Genomic DNA, 17072 nt, shown 5'->3' with positions numbered 1-17072 from the left:
CGCGACTCTCGCCTCTTGATTAATTTGACTTCCAAGAAATTTTCTTGGGCCGTCACTAAGCACATCTCCGATTCCTTCAATCTTCCCGAAAGTCTTGCAGGCTTTCGTTTTACTCTCGATTCTTCGTTTTGACCGTCGTTTCGAGGGTGAGACCAATTATAGAATTTTCAGGAATAAAAACAAGGGGTCATTGGCAAAAAAATTCACTTTTTTTCACTTTTTTCGTTAAAAACGGGTTCTATCCCGTTTCTACATCATGATATTCACATTCTATTCACCACTTTTTTAGGAGACCTCAAAAAGAAAAAGGGCAATTTGCCCTTTTCAAGCCCAATTTTTGGTGAAAAAATTTTTGGAGAGTCCTAAAAACGGCCCTTTTAAGGGGCAACCACCCTATTATGGATGTATTCCAGAGGATTTGTACAGGTATCCAAGTCCACTTCAGTCGATTTGACCTGCCAACGGAACCATGTCAACTGCCTTTTCGCATAATTTCGCGTTTTTCGTTTCACTTCTTCAAGGACTGATTGCACTTGATTACCGTCTTTTGCACACAAAAGTTCTTTATAGCCAAGGCTCTGCCATGCAGGAGCTTCTAGCGGAACCGTTTTTGCCAATTCATGAATTTCATCAAGCCAACCATCTGCAATCATTTGATCCACGCGCGTATCAATTCTTGCATAAAGATTTTCACGAGCTCGATTAAGCCAGAACACAGGCAAGACACCAATTCCCCCTTCACGTTTCTTTTGCCATTCCGAGAGTTTGCGGCCTGTCAGCTGGAACACTTCAAGAATACGAATAATGCGCTGAACATTATTATCTTCGACCTTTTCCATCGCCTCGGGATCCACTTCTTTCGCTTTTTTGAACAAACTATTACTTCCAAACTTTACTGCATCATCTTCGAAAGATTTTCGAATAGACTCATCAATTTTGGGAATCTGCGGAAGTCCAAGCATCAAAGACTGAAGATACAGGCCTGTTCCCCCAACCAAGATGTAATTCTGGTTGGGATTTTCAGACAAAAGTTTTTTCGCATTTGCACAAAAATCGCCCGCAGAATAAACCTTGCGCGGATCAAGAAAATCAATCTGATGGTGTTTCACCCGAAGCATGTCTTCCGTAGAGGGCTGCGCAGTTCCAATGGCAAAACCTTTGTATATCTGACGAGAATCCACGCCGATGATTTCGGCGTTAAAGCGTTCCGCCAGTTCCAGTGAAAGGCGAGACTTGCCAACACCAGTAGCTCCAACAAGTGCAAACAGAATAGGCATACGCGCTCAATGTAGTTATATTTATAGGCGTAATGATTAAGCTTAAACACATTGTCGCACTTTTTTTAGCGTCGGGGATTTTTGCCGGTTTGGCATTTTTTTTGAACAACCAAGATAAGGCGCATCATATTCTCGAAAAAATCGAGGAAACTACCGGTATGCACTCCCCCGAATCAGCTCCGGTTGAAAACGACACTATTCCCTTCGAAAAAGGCTTGCAAGACGAGCTCAAGATTATTTCGTCGACTTATTCCAAACGTTCCAAGCGTACTATTTGGACCCTTGCTCGCGGAAAGACCATCGTAGTCTATCTTATGCAAGCGCAAAAGTTTATCCAGAAGCGCGGAGGGACTGTACTCTTGATGGAAGAACTGAACGACAACCCAAATTCGTACCAATCCGCAAAGGTGGATATTTTAACGCCCAAGGGTGATTCGCTTCAGCTGACACTTCAAGTTTCGGACAATATATTCATGAAAAACGCATCGCTCATGTCGATTGCGTTTCAAACAACAAACTTGTCTCATGAGATTATCGAAAAGCTAAACCACCTAGATTTTCCGTTCGACCTGCTCGTTCCTCCCTTTGGTTTAAACGATGATTTCTACAAAGACCTAAACAAAATAAACAACAAAGAAATTGTTCTATGGCTAGCCATGGAATCGACTAAGTTGAACAAAGTCCACAACAAGCTCCGTCCGCTCCGCATACACCACACCGAAGAACAAATTGAAGAAAACATCAACGATGCAAAGGACGTTCTCCCGAATGCAGCAGGCATAGCAACTCGTTATGGAGAACAGGCAGTCAAGCATAAACAACTTTTGCAGGCTATCTTAAAGCCCACCGAAAAGAAGAACATGTGGTTTTTGGATTTATCCATGGAAGAACGTACGGTTGTTCCGCAAACATGCAAGGACTTTGATATTATCTGTAAAATTGCATTCCCGTATAATCCGGACAATAGTTCTGTCGAAGACTATGTCCACCAGAAACTCAGGGAAGCCCCAAAAAGCGGAACATCTATAATGATTCTCCCGCTGACAGAACAAAATTTGTCTAAAATTGAGGACATTGCCAAAAAAGCTGCCAAGCAAGGCACGACCCTCGTTGACTTATCTACTTTATTCAATTCTAAATAGGAGAGCCTATGTCTATCAAACTCGGTGTAAACGTGGACCACATTGCTACAATCCGTGAAGCCCGTAAAGGCAAGGAACCAGACCCAGTCGCAGCAGCCATGATCGCTGAACTTGCCGGCTGCAACGGCATCACCGCCCATCTCCGTGAAGACAAGCGCCATATCCAGGACCGAGACATCAGACTCCTCCGCGGAACTGTTACGACCAAGCTGAATCTTGAAATGGCACCGACACAAGCAATGGTGCAGTTTGCCATCAACCGCCAACCGGACATGGTCACCCTCGTCCCGGAAGTCCATACCGAACTTTCTACTGAAGACGGCCTTAACGTATCTGCAAAGATTGATGAACTTGCAAAGTACATCATGACGCTTCGCAACAACGATATTCTCGTAAGCGTGTTTATCGATGCCGAAACCGAACAGGTCAAGGCAGCCAAGAAGGTCGGTGCAAATTTTGTTGAATTCAATACAGGCAAATATGCAACGGCATTCGAACTTGGCAGCCGCGAAGAAGTCGACCGTGAAGTTTCTGCATTGCAAGACATGACTGTTCTTGCGCACAAGTATGGTTTGAACGTGCTTGCAGGTCGTGGACTTAATTACAGAAACGTAGAAGCAGTTGCCCAGATTGACGGCATTGACGAAATCATCATCGGACACAGCATCGTAAGCCGCGCCGCACTCGTCGGCATGGAACGCGCTGTGAAAGAAATGATTGAAGCAATTAGAAGTTAGTCACTAGCAGCTAGTCATTGGTTATTAGTCATATCATCGCGCCAAAGGCGCCAAACTTTAAAACTAAAGACCAAGAGCCAATGACCAACAACTAAAATCAATAATCCCTATATTCCACGTTCTCTAGCACAAGCCCCTGCGGGGGCGCCCATGTGCGCTCGCCTTTAAATTGCTTGGCGAAAATTTGATTGACCGTCCCTTCGGGATAGCGACCTCGCCCGACATCAAAGAGTGTGCCGACCATGGCACGAACTTGGCGATGCAAAAAACGATTCCCTTTAATGTGGAACATGCAGCTCCAGTCGTTCAATCGTTCCAGGCGAAATTCACTTAACGTACAAAGTGTCGATTTTCCGTCGTTACGCGGAATGCAAAAATCAATAAAATCGTGTTCTCCGAGGAACGAGGCGGCTTCACGCCCCATCGCATCGATATCGAGATTGAGAGAACCACATTCCCAGCCAAAATCACGCATCAACGCAACCGAACGAGTAAAAATCGTGTACTGGTAATAGCGCAATACGGCATCGTAACGCGCATTAAAGTCTGCAGCACAAGGTTCCAAATCACGGATACGGATAAGGCGTTTTGTAAGACCATTAACAGAGCGAACAACCTTCACTGGATCAAGTTCACCGTCAAAATCAAAGTGAACGCACTGTCCCCGAGCATGTACGCCCGTATCGGTTCGGCCCGACCCCGTCACGCGGATTGGTGTACGCAAAGCAATCGACAACGCTTCTTCGAGCGTTGATTGCACAGTTACAAAGCGGAGCTTGCCGCCACAATTCTGTTCTTGCCAGCCGTAAAAGGCACTGCCTAGATATTCGCAACGAAAGCGGTAACGCATTAGTTACCTGCTTCTACAGCTTCCTTGATAACAGCCTCGACCTTAGCCTGAGGAATTTTCAACTTCGAAGCAATTGCCGAAGCAGGGAACCCTCTACGAGACATCTGCAAGATCTTGCTATTCACCGAAGATTCTCGATCAAAGCGGTTCATCTCAAGCGGATGAGCGACAGCCGTAGCTACAACTTCGGGTCTCGGTGGGGTTTGTTCCTTTGGATGCGAGACCTTGGATCGGTCATGATGCAGCACGTCAGAAAGCGACTGCATGGCTGAAGTAATACGTTCTCTTGCGGTCGGACGAAGTACAGTCTTTCCGTTAAACGGCGATGTCAAAATGCGATTTTCAGGAACGCCATGTTCATCTTCAAAAGCAGCCTTTGTCGCACCGACACTAGAAGATTCCACATCAGCGCCCGTCTTTGTTTGCATTTCCATCGTTTCACGACGCTTGGCTGCAAATTCCTGAGCTTCGTCGATAATAGATTTTTTCGGGGCATGAACTCGTGTAGTTGTAATCGTTTCGGTATCGTCAACAGCAGGCAACTCACCCGTTTCTTTTGCTTTAGCAAGCGCTTCCATCATTCGAGTTTCAACCACTTTTTTGCGATGGATAAGCACAAGAACAAGAATCACGGCGCAAAGGAGGACCGCAAGTGAGCCTCCGATAATCCAAAGCAAAACGCCACTAGAAAAGCCGCCTACGTTTTCTTCTGATTCTTCAGCATCGCCTTCCGTATTAGAACGCATGGCCGAAAGATCTTCCCAGGCATTGGAAAGCTCATCGCGGATTTTTACCTGAGTATCGACATTGCCCTGTGCATTCCACAATGCAATTTCCAAAGAATCAATTTTGGCACGAGTCTGCATGTATCGGTTAACGTCGAACGAAGTGGACGAACCCGAGAAATCAACTTTGAGATAAACAATTAAGGCGCAGGCCAAAACAAAAAGAACAACTGGAGCAGCATATTTCTTCATGCCCGGAAATCTAGAAATTATTCCCGCAACATTTTCATTTTGAAAGTTTGACACTAAGCAAAACCTCTTTTTAACATACCTATTGTTAATTGTAGAAAAAATTGCATCGCTTCATTGAGAAGTTCACAACACTTTTCAACACTAATCTAGTGAAAAACACCTTTAGCCAGCAAACTTTAGATACCTTTATGTTCAAGAACTCTTTGTTCTCCTCCTAACCCCAAAAAAAACACCATAGCCCCAACAGCTTTGGTGTTTTTTCGTTTTTATCGTAATTTCGTGCGCAATCATTCCAATTTATACGGTCTATATACGCACTTTTTCGCCTCTATTCGCTCAAAATGAGACTTTTTGCGAAAAGTTTTTATAGTTTCAAGCTATGCAGCAGCAAGCACTTAGATTGTCCCGTATTACGATTTCGAATCTCCGCTCTATCCAGCGCGAGACGTTTCCGCTTAGTGATTTTACCGCTTTGATTGGCTATAACAATGCCGGAAAAACGAATATTTTGATGGGAATTCGCTGGTTGCTAGCCAATTTCTCGCTGGACATCTCGTATTTTGACGACCCGAACCACCCCGTTGAAGCCGAAGGGATTTTCGAGGGAATTACAGAACAAATTTTAAACCGCCTTGGAGACGAAAAGGCGGCAGAACTCGAGCCGTTCCTTGCAGGTTCCACACTCCGTGTCAAGAAAGTCCAGCGCATCCCGGGCGAGCTCCCCGGCAATATTGAATTTTGGGCATTTAGCCCATCTAACGGCAAGCGCAAAGGCAAGGACTGGGTCCGTGTCAACGACAAATTCATCGCAGCGTTCAACCGTATATTCCCGGAATCCATCGCAATTTGGGATTTTGAGGGGAACAACGCCTACACAAAGCTCATGCACGAGATTTTCAAGCCACTCGAGCGCAAGTTCGGTGGCGAGCTGAGTCAAGTCATTGAGCAGTTTACAGAATTACTTGCCCCTGGGAGCGACAAAAGAGCTGATGAAATCCAGGCTTTCGATAGAGAAGTCAACACGGCCCTCCGTCCGCTTTTCCCGAGCGTTAAAGTAGAACTCGACATTCCTGTACCGACTCTTGAGACATTCCTCAAGAGTGCAACGATTAAGGTTGTCGATGAAGATGACGGTTTCGAACGCGACATTTCACGCATGGGTGCGGGTTCGCAACGAGCCATCCAAATGGCGCTTATCCGTTACCTCGCCGAAATCAAAAAGCATCACAACAATCATTATCTGAGCCGCACGCTCATGCTGATTGATTCACCGGAACTGTTCTTGCACCCGCAAGCTGTTGAACTTGTGCGCGTTGCCCTCAAGAACCTTTCGAATGAAGGCTATCAGGTTGTCTTTGCAACTCATTCCGCGCAGATGGTCACGAGTGAAGATGTGAGCACGTCTCTTTTGATTCGCAAGAATAGGCAACGCGGTACATTTATGCGCAAACGAATGGAAGATGCCGTTCGTCAAGTCGTGAAAGATGCGCCGAGCCAGTTGCAGATGCTGTTTAGTTTGTCTAACAGCAATGAACTTTTATTTGCCGATTATGTGCTGCTTACCGAAGGAAAAACGGAATGGCGAGTGCTCCCCGCCCTTTTCGAACGCATTACCGGGCAATCTTTTGCACTTATCAAATGTGCGCTCGTGCGTCAAGGCGGCGTGAGCAATACACGCAAGAGTATGCAGGTTTTGAGCGCGATGGACATTCCCGTGCGAGCCATAGTCGATTTGGACTACGCGTTTACCACGGCAACCCGCGACGGATTTTTGAGCGCTAACGACCCGGACATTACCGAATGTCGCAACTTGTTCCGCGAGCTCGCCTGCCACAACCATTTGCGCTTGGTGAACGGCCTCCCTGTCAACAAGCACAGCAATATCAGTGCCTCTACGGCGTATGCAATGATGGCATCTATGCCCGAAGCTGAACGCCCCATCCGCAATATTCACAACAAGCTTTGCGAGCAAGGCATTTGGGTTTGGACGCGAGGCGCAATTGAAGAGCACCTCGGGCTGAACGGCAAAAACGAGATGGTGTGGCGAAACTTCATTGAACGCAGCAAGTCCAAGAACTTTATCCAGACGCTCCCCGACTACGATGGCATAGAAGCCTTGTGCCAATGGATTATCAACGGGAGCCGCGGGCAATTCTAAGAATTTCACAGCGAAGCAAAAAAAAGGAGTGCGCATTTCTGCGACACTCCTTTTTTAATGCCTTGGATCCTATCGCTACGCTCCAGGATGACAAAGTCCGGGGTGACATTCTAGATGTTGTCGATAATTGCATTGAACGCTTCGACGGGGCGCATCCACTTCTTGAGAAGTTCTGCCTTCGGGATGTAGTAACCACCGATATCGGCAGGCTTACCCTGTTCGGCAGCAAGAGCAGCGACAATTTCCGTTTCCTTTGCGGAGAGAGCTGCGGCGATCGGAGCGAACTTGCCGGCGAGTTCTGCATCGTCCTTCTGGGCGGCGAGAGCCTGAGCCCAGTAGAGAGCGAGGTAGAAGTGGGAACCACGGTTGTCGAGTTCACCGATCTTACGAGCCGGCGTGCGGTTGAATTCGAGAATCTTGCCGTTGGCGGCATCAAGCGTATCGGCCAAGACCTTAGCCTTCTTGTTGCCGTCCTTGAGCGCGACCTGTTCGAATGCAGGCACGAGTGCGAAGTATTCACCGAGAGAATCCCAGCGGAGGTAGTTTTCGGCGAGGAACTGTTGCACCTGCTTCGGAGCAGATCCACCTGCACCCGTTTCATAAAGGCCACCACCAGCCATAAGCGGCACGATGGAGAGCATCTTTGCAGAGGTTCCGACTTCAAGAATCGGGAAAAGGTCCGTGAGGTAGTCACGCATCACGTTACCCGTCACACCGATAGTATCGAGGCCAGCCTTAGCACGCTTCATCGTTTCGACGATAGCCTTGCGTGGGCTCATAATCTTGATGTCGAGACCCTTGAGGTCATGTTCCGGCAAGTAGGCTTCAACCTTCTTCTGAATTTCGCGGTCGTGAGCGCGTTCCGGATCGAGCCAGAAGATAGCCGGAGTGTTCGAGAGACGAGCGCGCGTTACAGCGAGCTTCACCCAATCACGCACCGGAGCGTCCTTGGCCTGGCACATGCGGAAGATATCACCAGCAGCGACTTCCTGCTGCAAGAGGACTTCGCCCTTGCCGTTCACAGCGCGAATGACGCCTTTGCCCTTTGCGACAAACGTCTTGTCGTGGCTGCCATATTCTTCGGCACCCTGAGCCATGAGGCCCACGTTCGGTACGGTACCCATCGTCTTCGGGTCAAATGCGCCGTTCTGCTTGCAGAATTCAATCGTTTCATCATAAATACCCGCGTAGCAGCGGTCCGGGATGCAGGCGACAACTTCTTGCAGCTTGCCTTCCTTGTTCCACATGCAGCCGGAATTGCGGATCATTGCCGGCATTGAAGCGTCAATAATCACGTCGCTCGGCACATGCAAATTCGTAACGCCCTTGGCAGAATCGACCATGGCGAGGTCCGGGCCTGCGGCGAGTGCGGCGTCGATAGCAGCCTTGACTTCGGCTTCCTTGGCATTGCCTTCGAGGCGCTTGAACAAGTCACCGAGACCGTTGTTGGCGTCGATTCCGAGTTCCTTAAAGAGGTCTGCGTACTTCGTGAACACATCCTTGAAGAACACGCGGACAAAAGCACCGAACAGCACCGGGTCAGAGACCTTCATCATCGTGGCCTTGAGGTGCACGGAGAAGAGGAGGCCCTTGGCTTTAGCTTCGGCCATCGCATTGGCAATGAACTTTTCGAGAGAAGCCATGCGCATGACGGTCGCATCGATGATTTCGCCCTTGAGGAGCGGCTTTGCGGCACGGAGTTCCGTCACAGCACCAGCTTCATCAACAAATTCAATCTTGAACGTATCGGCATCAGCCATCGTGATAGACTTTTCATTGCCGTAGAAGTCATCGGCTTGCATGCTGGCGACATAAGTCTTCACGGATTCGTTCCACACGCCGTTGCTATGCGGATTGTTGCGGGCATAGTTCTTGACAGCGTTAGGAGCGCGACGGTCGGAGTTGCCCTGACGAAGCACCGGGTTCACGGCGGAGCCCTTCACCTTGTCGTAGCGGGCGCGAATCGCTTTTTCTTCGTCCGTTGCAGGAGCATCCGGGTAGTCCGGGAGGGCGTAGCCGTTCTTCTGGAGTTCGGCGATAGCGGCCTTGAGCTGCGGCACCGAGGCAGAAATGTTCGGGAGCTTGATGATGTTTGCATCCGGTTCAAGCGTGAGCTTGCCGAGGAATGCGAGGTCATCCGTCACCGGCTTGCCTGCAAACGTCGTACCCGCCGGGAGCGTGTCCGCGAAAGCGGCAAGAATGCGGCCCGGCAAGGAGATGTTCTTAGTTTCGACATCGATATCTGCAGTCTTTGCGAAAGCAGATACGATAGGAAGCAAAGACTGAGTCGCCAAGAACGGCGACTCGTCCGTAAGGGTGTAATAGATTTTAGTATTCATACGCCCCTAAGATAGAAAATAGCTCATGAAAGTTAAGTTCTATATCTTGGAAATGGGCTAGTCTTTACCTACCAATTTTAAATAGTTATCTTCACCAAAATGTTCTATAAATCTTTCTTTACCACCATACAATTCTACATATCTATCCGTTTCAAACAAAGCAAACCATTCTTCATAATATCTGGACCCATCAAACGAAATTGTCCATTCACCATAAGGTTCTATTTTTTCAAGAGTTTCCGGCTTGTCGCAATTCCAATTATCGCTCACATAAGTCGTTTTAACAATGGGGCGATTCATAACATCCCAATCAGGAGAATCCAGCAACAAAATCATCGAATAGTGGACAGTCGTATCTTCAGGGCAATTTCCACTTTTCACAATATCCGTCACGTAAATTCCGTTTGCATCAAAATTTGTTACAAAATGTCCCTTTGCCCCAACATCTTTCAGAACGATGATGTAGAAAATTTCCGGGGGATACCACTTGAGTCCCTCTAATCCATCCGCCGGATAAGTCGCCAGATTCGGGAAGAATTCAGCCACCAAGGAATCTGGCAATACATAAACACCCTCTTTGCGATATGCATCTGCATTTTTAGTATCGGGCAATGTGTTATAAGCGTAGCCTAAGCTATTAACATGCTTGAGAGCGAGTTCGTCATCTTCTCTTTCTTGATAAACAAAGTTATCGCAATCATCTAACCCTACCGTACTATCAATTATCGAGAATTGCCATCTATAAGCATACATGGAATGCTTTTGAGCCCTACTCCATTCATAAACTAAATTACTAACCCTATTCACACTATCTCTATACAAACTATCCGAGAAAGGATCAATATAGACATAATTTTCATCATCGTATGGAGCGTATTTTATTGAATCTTCAAGGCACTGAATTTTATACCCTTCGGTATAAGAATTCAATACTTCATCAGGCGTTTTACCTTCAGGAATAAAAGATGCACAAGCTAAACTCAATTGATTCATATTACAGCCATCTCCAAAATCCATGAAAAGGCCGTTTGATGCGTTGCAAGACTGCTTGAATTCTTTTAAGTATTCACCACAAGAGACGCCATACCCAAAAAACTGATTGAATGAAGTCATGCCAATCGATTTTATAACAACAGGAACGCCATCCACATCAGTAATTTTAGCATCAACAACCGTTTCATTGCGGTGAGTACCCAAATAATCATCTGCAAGGCACCTTTTTTCTTCAAATTTGGAACCTTCCCATTTACATCTATGATTGTGTTCATCGTATGACATCGCGAGAAAAACACCTTTTTGATCTTTTCCATTTTCTTGCTTATATGTCACAACATCACAAACCTTACGCCCATCTTTACTTGGATAACTGAAAACCTGATCGTTCTTGACGCTATACGGACGCGTATTGAAATATTCAATATAACGGTGATCAATCTTTGTTATATCAGAACCAAAAATGGCTTTTAAAGAATCAACTTTCGTTGAATCCACCAATGTGTATAGCGAGTTCGCCAAAATGGTTTTCTGCGCTTCAGTCAGCTCAGCCATCGGCGATGTGCTCGGTTCCGTTGTCGCCCCTGTAACATCAGGAGTCGTCGATACCTCCGCACAAGACACCCAAAAAGCGGCAAGTCCACTCACGATTATTTTATTAGCTCTCATCATCTCATTCCTCCTTCCCTTTTGTAAGTGGGAATAGTTGTAAGTTCAATCGATAAACTTTATCGTATTCTTTTTCTTTTGCTGCCATGGCAACCACCTGCTGCCGGAGCGTTTCAAGCTTTTGCACAAGCCATTGGTACGTCTCTTCGGAGATACCTAGCGTTACACCCGCGATGTGGCGTTTTTCGGGCGGGATTTCGTCAATGGCTTCTGTTGCAAACTTTGACATTTGACGGTTCATGGAACGCAGCGCCAAAGGAATCGCCTCGGAAGATCCCGTCACGACCTTCTCGGTCTGCACATAGGTATCTTCGCCGACCTTCTTTAGGAATTCCGCATGGCACATAAAGTCGAGCGAATGGCGAACTTCGGCGGCACTCACAACTGGGTAGCAGTTACGCGCGAGTTCGAGCGGTTTTGTGCCCGGCATAATCGGAGCAAGTTCACGCAGCACCGGATTTACCCACGATTCGAAATACTTAAACGCCTCGGCATCAACGACTCGTAAGCGGTTTTCCTTTGCGATTTTCTGCATTTCATTAAACGCCTGGATTTTCGTCGCATCGTTCTTGGCATCGCCAAAACGTTCCATCGCAAAGAAATAGTCGCGGTCAGCGCCGGCAAGCCCCATGGCTTCGGCCACTTTTTCAACGCCAGTCTTGCTCAAGCGGCTTTTGCCTTCGCACACCAACTGGATGTAGTTTGGCGAAGTGAACCCCGCCAATTTGGAGAATTCACGCCATGAGAACAAAGAACTGCGTTTGCGTTCTTCGTAGAAGTCTCGCATATATTCTCGGTAGTCTTGATATTCAGTGATTGGTTTCATACCTATAAATTAGTTTTTGCGGCATAGCTCTGCAATAGATTTTATTATACAAAATCAAGATTTTTAAAGAAATTTCATCAATTTTTAGATTTTATAAAAATTTTTAGAAAAATATTATACAGAGTGTATTATAAATAGCCCCATTGTCCAAAGACAACACTTAAAAGAAATTCATAACAAAAATCGGCCTATTATAATGTAGATTATAGAAGCGGTGTGGGTTTAAAAACTCTTCTATAGGTCTTTTTATGAAGAATTTTGGGTTTGGTAACTACAAGTTTTTTGTAGCGGCAATGTCTGTCGCGTCTTTTTCGTTTGCGGCAACCTATACTCCCCCATCAACAGCAGTTTCGAAAATCAACAGCTATCGAGGCTATTCGGAGCTGACCTCGGCGGCATCCGGCATGGATATCGACCAGTACACCTACAACATGACCACATGGCAAATCGCAAACGGCGGTTTTTACAAAGCCATGGCCGACAAGTATAAAAGCGCGTATGGCGGCGGTCAAAAATCCGAATGGCAAGCTAAAGGCGGTGGCGACCTCGGCACTATAGACAACAACGCCACCATCCAGGAAATGCGTTTGCTCGCCGTGCGTTACAAAGAAACGACGAACAACAATTACAAAGCCGCATTTAAGACAAGTTTCAATAAAGCCGTCAATTTTCTTTTGACCATGCAGCGCTCCAAAGGCGGGCTACCGCAAGTTTGGCCCAAGCGCGGCAACTATTCCGACCAAATCACGCTGAATGACAACGCCATGATCCGCGCCATGGTCACGATGATGGATATCGCCAACAAGACAAGTCCATTTGATTCGGATATCATCGACGACGCCACCCGCAGCAAGATGAAATCGGCTCTTGACAAAGCGGTCGATTACTTGCTCAAGGCGCAAATCGTGAACGACGGAAAACACACGGTTTGGTGCGCCCAGCACGACACCAACAGCCTCGCCCCCGTAGGCGCACGCGCCTACGAACTCCCGAGCAAATCTGGCAACGAATCCATGGGCGTTGTGTGGTTTTTGATGAACTGGCCAGACCAAAACGAAGCAATCCAGAAGGCGGTCAAAGGCGCAATCGCTTGGTACAAAAAGAATAAACTAAAAGACAAGGCGTTTAGCAAGACCGCAGGCGTTGTGGACAAGGCGGGTTCATCGCTGTGGTTCCGCTTTTACGAAGTCAACAACGACAACTACTTTTTCTGCGACCGCGATGGTGCTAGCACCAAGACGCAGGACTTCATGAAAATCAGCGAAGAACGTCGCAAGGGCTACCAGTGGGCAGGCGATTACGGCTCTGCAATTCTAGGCACCGAAAATGCATACCTTGAAGCACTCGCCAAGATGGATGACAATTACGTTCCTCCCCCGCCACCACCTGCAATGTGCGGGAGCGACACCTGCAAAACATACATTGACGGTGTAGACTTTATCGACATCAAAGGCGTTAAAGAAACAACCAACACAGGTTTTGTCGGCGAAGGCTACGCCAACGTTGACAACTCCACCGGAAGTTTCGTGACCTACGGCGTCACCGCATTCAAGGAAGGCAAATACACTTTGTTCATCAGCTTTGCAAACGGCGGCGGTTCCGCACGCGGTTACAGCGTTTCTGCAGGAGACAAGACGTTACTTGCAGACGGCAGCATGGAATCGACCGGTGGTTGGACCGAATGGAAAATACAAAAAATCGAAATCGAATTGCCAATGGGCTATAGCGAACTCAAGTTCACAAGCCTTTCGAAAGACGGTATGGCGAACATCGATTACATCGGCTGGATGAACGATGATTTGAAAGTTGGCGAAGTTGAAGTACCACGCTCATCCATTGAAGCAATACGCGCCATCCGCAAAGCCCAGCAGGACAACCGCTACTTTGTAGATTTTAGCAACAAAGCCAATGGCGCAGGGGCTTACTTTATGCGTGGCGGCAATACATTCCGTGTGAATGGGAAAAGTACGAAATAGGAGATTCCCGCTCGGAGTCGGGAATGACAATCCAGAACAAGTCCGGGGTGACAAGCAAAGAAGAGGTCTTATGTTGAATAGTTGGGTTTACAGGTTTGCAGTTTGTATGCCGTTTGCGATGGCGGTAAGTGCGTTCGCCATTACGAAGCACGGATTTGACTTTGTCTTGGGCGTCGATGGAGATTTTAAGGCGGCTATCGCAAAGGCCTCCTCTTCGGGCGCAAGCGAATCTAACCGTTTTATCTTATTCGTGCCAAATGGTGAATACAACATTACCAAAGTCACCGGCGATGAACACGGCAAAACGACTTTCAGCGGATCGAATATTTCCATCATCGGAGAATCCGTTGACAAAACGATTATCTGGAACACGACAGATACCGAAGGCATCAGCACCACAGCAACGATATACTTCCCGAGTAACAAGAACATGTACATGCAGGATATCACCCTGCAAAACAGAAGTTCCGTTAGTTCTTCAAATGCAGCGCGACAAGTCGCTTTGCAGCAAAATGCAGGCGACAAGTTCATCTACAAAAACGTGCGCCTCTTGAGCGGTCAAGATACATACTACACCAAGAAAGGTCGCACGTATTGGGAAGGCGGCGAAATTGACGGCACCGTAGACTTTATCTGCGGTGGCGGCGACGTATTCTTCGAAGGCACCAAACTCGTGATGACGCGAAACGGTGGCTACATTACCGCCTCGCAAAATCCAGATACCTGGGGCTACGTTTTCAACAACGCCATCATTGAAGTCAGCAATTCCGGATTCAACAAGACATTCTATCTCGGGCGTTCCTGGGGCCGTGCAAAAGTAGTTTGGTTAAACACCATCATGCGTGCAGAACCCAAAGCCGAAGGCTGGGGGCCCGACATGAATTCCGCTCCGCAGATTTTTGGCGAATACAACAGCAAGAACGGAAATGGCGGCGCTATCAACACGAGCCAACGCAAAACATACTTTGACGGAGGCAAGGATGGTTCAACAGCAACATCACTCAAAACCGTTTGGAACGCAAGCGATGCCGCGAAATACACGCTCAAGAATGTGCTTGGCGGCAGCGATAACTGGGAACCAAACAAACTCACAGCGCAAGTTTCAGCACCTAAAATTTCTCAGGAAGGCGCCAACATCGTTTGGAACGATGACGACAACGCCATTTGCTGGGCAATCTTTGTGAATGGTAAATACCACAGCAATACCACCACAAATTCCATTGACGTCGGCGGCATCACCGCAGGTTCCAAAGTTACGGTCCGCGCCGCAAATTCCATGGGCGGCCTCGGTGCAAGCTCCAACGAAATCACCGTCCTCGAAGCAAACGTCACTTACTACAACTTAACAATCAACTCTTCTATTGGCGGCTCCGTTATCGCCTCCCCGAATCGCGAAAAAATTGCAGAAGGCACTTCCGTCACATTTACAGCGAAACCCGCCAGCGGCTGGAAATTTGCAGGATGGACCGGAAAAAGCGCAAGCGACGCCGGCAGCGAAAGCACTTGGAAAACAACGATGACAAAGGACATCGAACTCGGAGCCATCTTTGAAGCCAAGGGCACAGACACTTTCCAGGCCGAAGATGGCATCATCGATAACGCCATCAACGAAAGCACAAACGCAGGCTTTGCTGGCACAGGCTACATCAACTTCGGCACGGGAAAATCGACCGTGCAAATTCCCGTATATGTAGAATACCCAGGCGAATACACGATGGAAATGACATACGCAAACGGCAGCGGCAAAGTTCGCAGCCTCGCATTCGCAGCCCCCGGCACATGCACCGCAGGCGTTGACGGATGCAAAGGCGCAGAAGTCGTTTCGTTCGAAGCCACCGACAAGTGGACCACATACCAGACAAAAGAATCAACCATTACGCTCCCCAAAGGCGCAAGCTACATCACGTTCTCCATCGTTGATGGCAATGACGGCCCGAACCTCGACCAAATCAAGCTTACCGAAAAGAACGTTGAGAAAAATCCTGTGGCACTCCCCAAGATTAAGCGCACCGACGGTGCTGTTTTGGAATCGCGAATCTACGACACGAAGGGCAATTTGGTCCGCCAAACAAAAGGAAATGCAAACATGGCAGGCCTTACTCCGGGCATTTACATTGTAAGGACCTCCAGCCAAGGTAAATACAAACAAAAAATTGTTCAAGTCCGCTAGAATTTGTTAATTTTAGAGCATGCTTGGAATTGAACAGAAAAAAGGAAATGACGACCAGTTGTGCGGCAGAATGATTGCCTATGCACGCATTTTGCCCTCCCCCGACGCCGAACCTAGCGAAACTCCGTTTAATGACATGATCAAAAACGGGCTTTTGACATTGGAAGGCGATTTTCGTCAGGCCGAACACAAGCCAAGCAGAAGAGAAGTCAACCGCGCCGTCGACGCAAAGTTCAACAATTTTCTCAAAACCATGGAAGAAAACGGTGTTGAACTTCCTGAAAATATAGACGTTGATGCCATGCGCGAACGCCTCCATGAACTTTCGAACATGGAAGTCATCCCTATTCCAGCTCGCATCGGAAACTTCAACAGCGAAGAAGACATTCTCAAAGAAGAAGCCGACATTTACTATATCGGTGAATTCATTGGTGCAAACCAAGCACACTATTGCCTTACGACGCTCCCGATATACTACCAAGCAAAGTACCGCGAACAAGCGAAACGAAGCGAAATGAACATGCTGAACGAAATGCTTTCGCAGTTCGAAGAAGGTGACTTTGTCAATACAGAAGATATTCAAAAAGACTCCGAAGAGCTTTTCCCGAAAGGCCTCACGCTCAACACTTTCATGGGCGACCTTTCAAAGCTCCTTAACGTGCGCGTGATTCCGTTTTTGCTTGCCTGCGAATCGGACAACGACTACAACACGCAAATTCAACTTTTCTACACGTTCATGAAGGGATACCCCGATCAGAACGACATCGAAAGAATCGATAAGGCTTTGAGAATTCTGCGCAAACAAAGCGATTCTATCGAAGCCCGCAACTTGCTCGAGCTCAGCTGCCAAAGAATCAGCGCTATCTACAACGAAAATTCGCAACTAGCAAACGAACTCGGGAAGCAGATTCAAGCAATCGAAGGCATTTAATTAAGACTTCTAAAAAAAAAGCGGCGC

General features: G+C 47.4%; 12 protein-coding genes. 6 read left to right on the top strand and 6 right to left on the bottom strand.

The genetic code is table 11. From position 1 onward, the window contains the following. Positions 1-377: 377 nt before the first annotated feature. The gene (gene miaA / locus BUA34_RS06885) at positions 378-1277 is read right to left on the bottom strand and encodes a tRNA (adenosine(37)-N6)-dimethylallyltransferase MiaA (protein WP_072827991.1); all 900 of its coding nucleotides are present in this window, start codon (positions 1275-1277) and stop codon (positions 378-380) included. A 32-nt stretch (positions 1278-1309) separates the two neighbouring features. Here miaA and BUA34_RS06880 point away from each other — a divergent pair, with 32 nt between their 5' ends. Both BUA34_RS06880 and BUA34_RS06875 read left to right on the top strand, forming a co-directional pair. Beyond that, the gene (locus BUA34_RS06880; protein WP_072827990.1) at positions 1310-2419 is read left to right on the top strand and encodes a divergent polysaccharide deacetylase family protein; all 1110 of its coding nucleotides are present in this window, start codon (positions 1310-1312) and stop codon (positions 2417-2419) included. An 8-nt stretch (positions 2420-2427) separates the two neighbouring features. Beyond that, on the top strand, positions 2428-3156 hold the full coding sequence (locus tag BUA34_RS06875) for a pyridoxine 5'-phosphate synthase (protein WP_072827989.1): 729 nt from the start codon (positions 2428-2430) through the stop codon (positions 3154-3156). Positions 3157-3253: 97 nt separating this feature from the next. On the opposite strand, the gene truA is transcribed toward BUA34_RS06875, so the two are convergent. Further along, complete coding sequence (gene truA / locus BUA34_RS06870; RefSeq protein ID WP_072827988.1) at positions 3254-4006, bottom strand: tRNA pseudouridine(38-40) synthase TruA; 753 nt, start codon at positions 4004-4006, stop codon at positions 3254-3256. After that, entirely contained in the window at positions 4006-4983 is a 978-nt protein-coding gene (locus tag BUA34_RS06865) for a hypothetical protein (protein WP_254794363.1), read from the bottom strand. The genes truA and BUA34_RS06865 overlap by 1 nt, the downstream gene beginning before the upstream one ends. A 379-nt stretch (positions 4984-5362) precedes the next feature. On the opposite strand from BUA34_RS06865, the gene BUA34_RS06860 reads away from it, so the two are divergent. Beyond that, positions 5363-7141, top strand: coding sequence for an ATP-dependent nuclease (locus BUA34_RS06860; RefSeq protein WP_072827986.1), 1779 nt, complete (start codon positions 5363-5365; stop codon positions 7139-7141). A 110-nt stretch (positions 7142-7251) separates the two neighbouring features. Here BUA34_RS06860 and BUA34_RS06855 read toward each other — a convergent pair whose 3' ends face one another. Genes BUA34_RS06855 through BUA34_RS06845 form a run of 3 tightly spaced genes read right to left on the bottom strand, consistent with a single transcriptional unit; the run spans position 7252 to position 11968 of the window. After that, positions 7252-9480 carry an NADP-dependent isocitrate dehydrogenase gene (locus BUA34_RS06855; protein ID WP_072827985.1) on the bottom strand — a complete coding sequence of 743 codons (2229 nt, stop codon included), beginning with the start codon at positions 9478-9480 and terminating at the stop codon, positions 7252-7254. 57 nt (positions 9481-9537) lie between these two features. Further along, positions 9538-11145, bottom strand: a complete 1608-nt coding sequence (locus tag BUA34_RS06850; RefSeq protein ID WP_072827984.1) for a hypothetical protein — start codon at positions 11143-11145, stop codon at positions 9538-9540. Between the two features lies 1 nt (position 11146). Beyond that, positions 11147-11968 carry a TIGR02147 family protein gene (locus BUA34_RS06845; protein ID WP_072827983.1) on the bottom strand — a complete coding sequence of 274 codons (822 nt, stop codon included), beginning with the start codon at positions 11966-11968 and terminating at the stop codon, positions 11147-11149. Between the two features lie 248 nt (positions 11969-12216). On the opposite strand from BUA34_RS06845, the gene pelA reads away from it, so the two are divergent. The 3 genes from pelA (at position 12217) to BUA34_RS06830 (ending at position 17045) form a co-directional block, all read left to right on the top strand. Then, the gene (gene pelA / locus BUA34_RS06840; RefSeq protein ID WP_072827982.1) at positions 12217-13944 is read left to right on the top strand and encodes a pectate lyase; all 1728 of its coding nucleotides are present in this window, start codon (positions 12217-12219) and stop codon (positions 13942-13944) included. 70 nt (positions 13945-14014) lie between these two features. Continuing rightward, a complete protein-coding gene (locus BUA34_RS06835; protein ID WP_072827981.1) occupies positions 14015-16114 on the top strand; it encodes a pectinesterase family protein in 2100 nt (699 codons plus the stop codon). Between the two features lie 19 nt (positions 16115-16133). Further along, entirely contained in the window at positions 16134-17045 is a 912-nt protein-coding gene (locus tag BUA34_RS06830) for a hypothetical protein (RefSeq protein ID WP_072827980.1), read from the top strand. The last annotated feature ends 27 nt before the right edge of the window (positions 17046-17072 follow it).

The sequence above is a fragment of the Fibrobacter sp. UWB12 genome, assembly GCF_900142485.1.
Taxonomy (GTDB): domain Bacteria; phylum Fibrobacterota; class Fibrobacteria; order Fibrobacterales; family Fibrobacteraceae; genus Fibrobacter.
Note: the sequence above shows the minus strand (reverse complement) of the source record. Positions and strands in the feature narration are given on the sequence as shown.

Coding starts and splice junctions, on each gene's coding strand:
- miaA (WP_072827991.1), bottom strand. CDS start 1,277: ATGCCTATTCTGTTTGCACTTGTTGGAGCTACTGGTGTTGGCAAGTCT.
- BUA34_RS06880 (WP_072827990.1), top strand. CDS start 1,310: ATGATTAAGCTTAAACACATTGTCGCACTTTTTTTAGCGTCGGGGATT.
- BUA34_RS06875 (WP_072827989.1), top strand. CDS start 2,428: ATGTCTATCAAACTCGGTGTAAACGTGGACCACATTGCTACAATCCGT.
- truA (WP_072827988.1), bottom strand. CDS start 4,006: ATGCGTTACCGCTTTCGTTGCGAATATCTAGGCAGTGCCTTTTACGGC.
- BUA34_RS06865 (WP_254794363.1), bottom strand. CDS start 4,983: ATGAAGAAATATGCTGCTCCAGTTGTTCTTTTTGTTTTGGCCTGCGCC.
- BUA34_RS06860 (WP_072827986.1), top strand. CDS start 5,363: ATGCAGCAGCAAGCACTTAGATTGTCCCGTATTACGATTTCGAATCTC.
- BUA34_RS06855 (WP_072827985.1), bottom strand. CDS start 9,480: ATGAATACTAAAATCTATTACACCCTTACGGACGAGTCGCCGTTCTTG.
- BUA34_RS06850 (WP_072827984.1), bottom strand. CDS start 11,145: ATGATGAGAGCTAATAAAATAATCGTGAGTGGACTTGCCGCTTTTTGG.
- BUA34_RS06845 (WP_072827983.1), bottom strand. CDS start 11,968: ATGAAACCAATCACTGAATATCAAGACTACCGAGAATATATGCGAGAC.
- pelA (WP_072827982.1), top strand. CDS start 12,217: ATGAAGAATTTTGGGTTTGGTAACTACAAGTTTTTTGTAGCGGCAATG.
- BUA34_RS06835 (WP_072827981.1), top strand. CDS start 14,015: ATGTTGAATAGTTGGGTTTACAGGTTTGCAGTTTGTATGCCGTTTGCG.
- BUA34_RS06830 (WP_072827980.1), top strand. CDS start 16,134: ATGCTTGGAATTGAACAGAAAAAAGGAAATGACGACCAGTTGTGCGGC.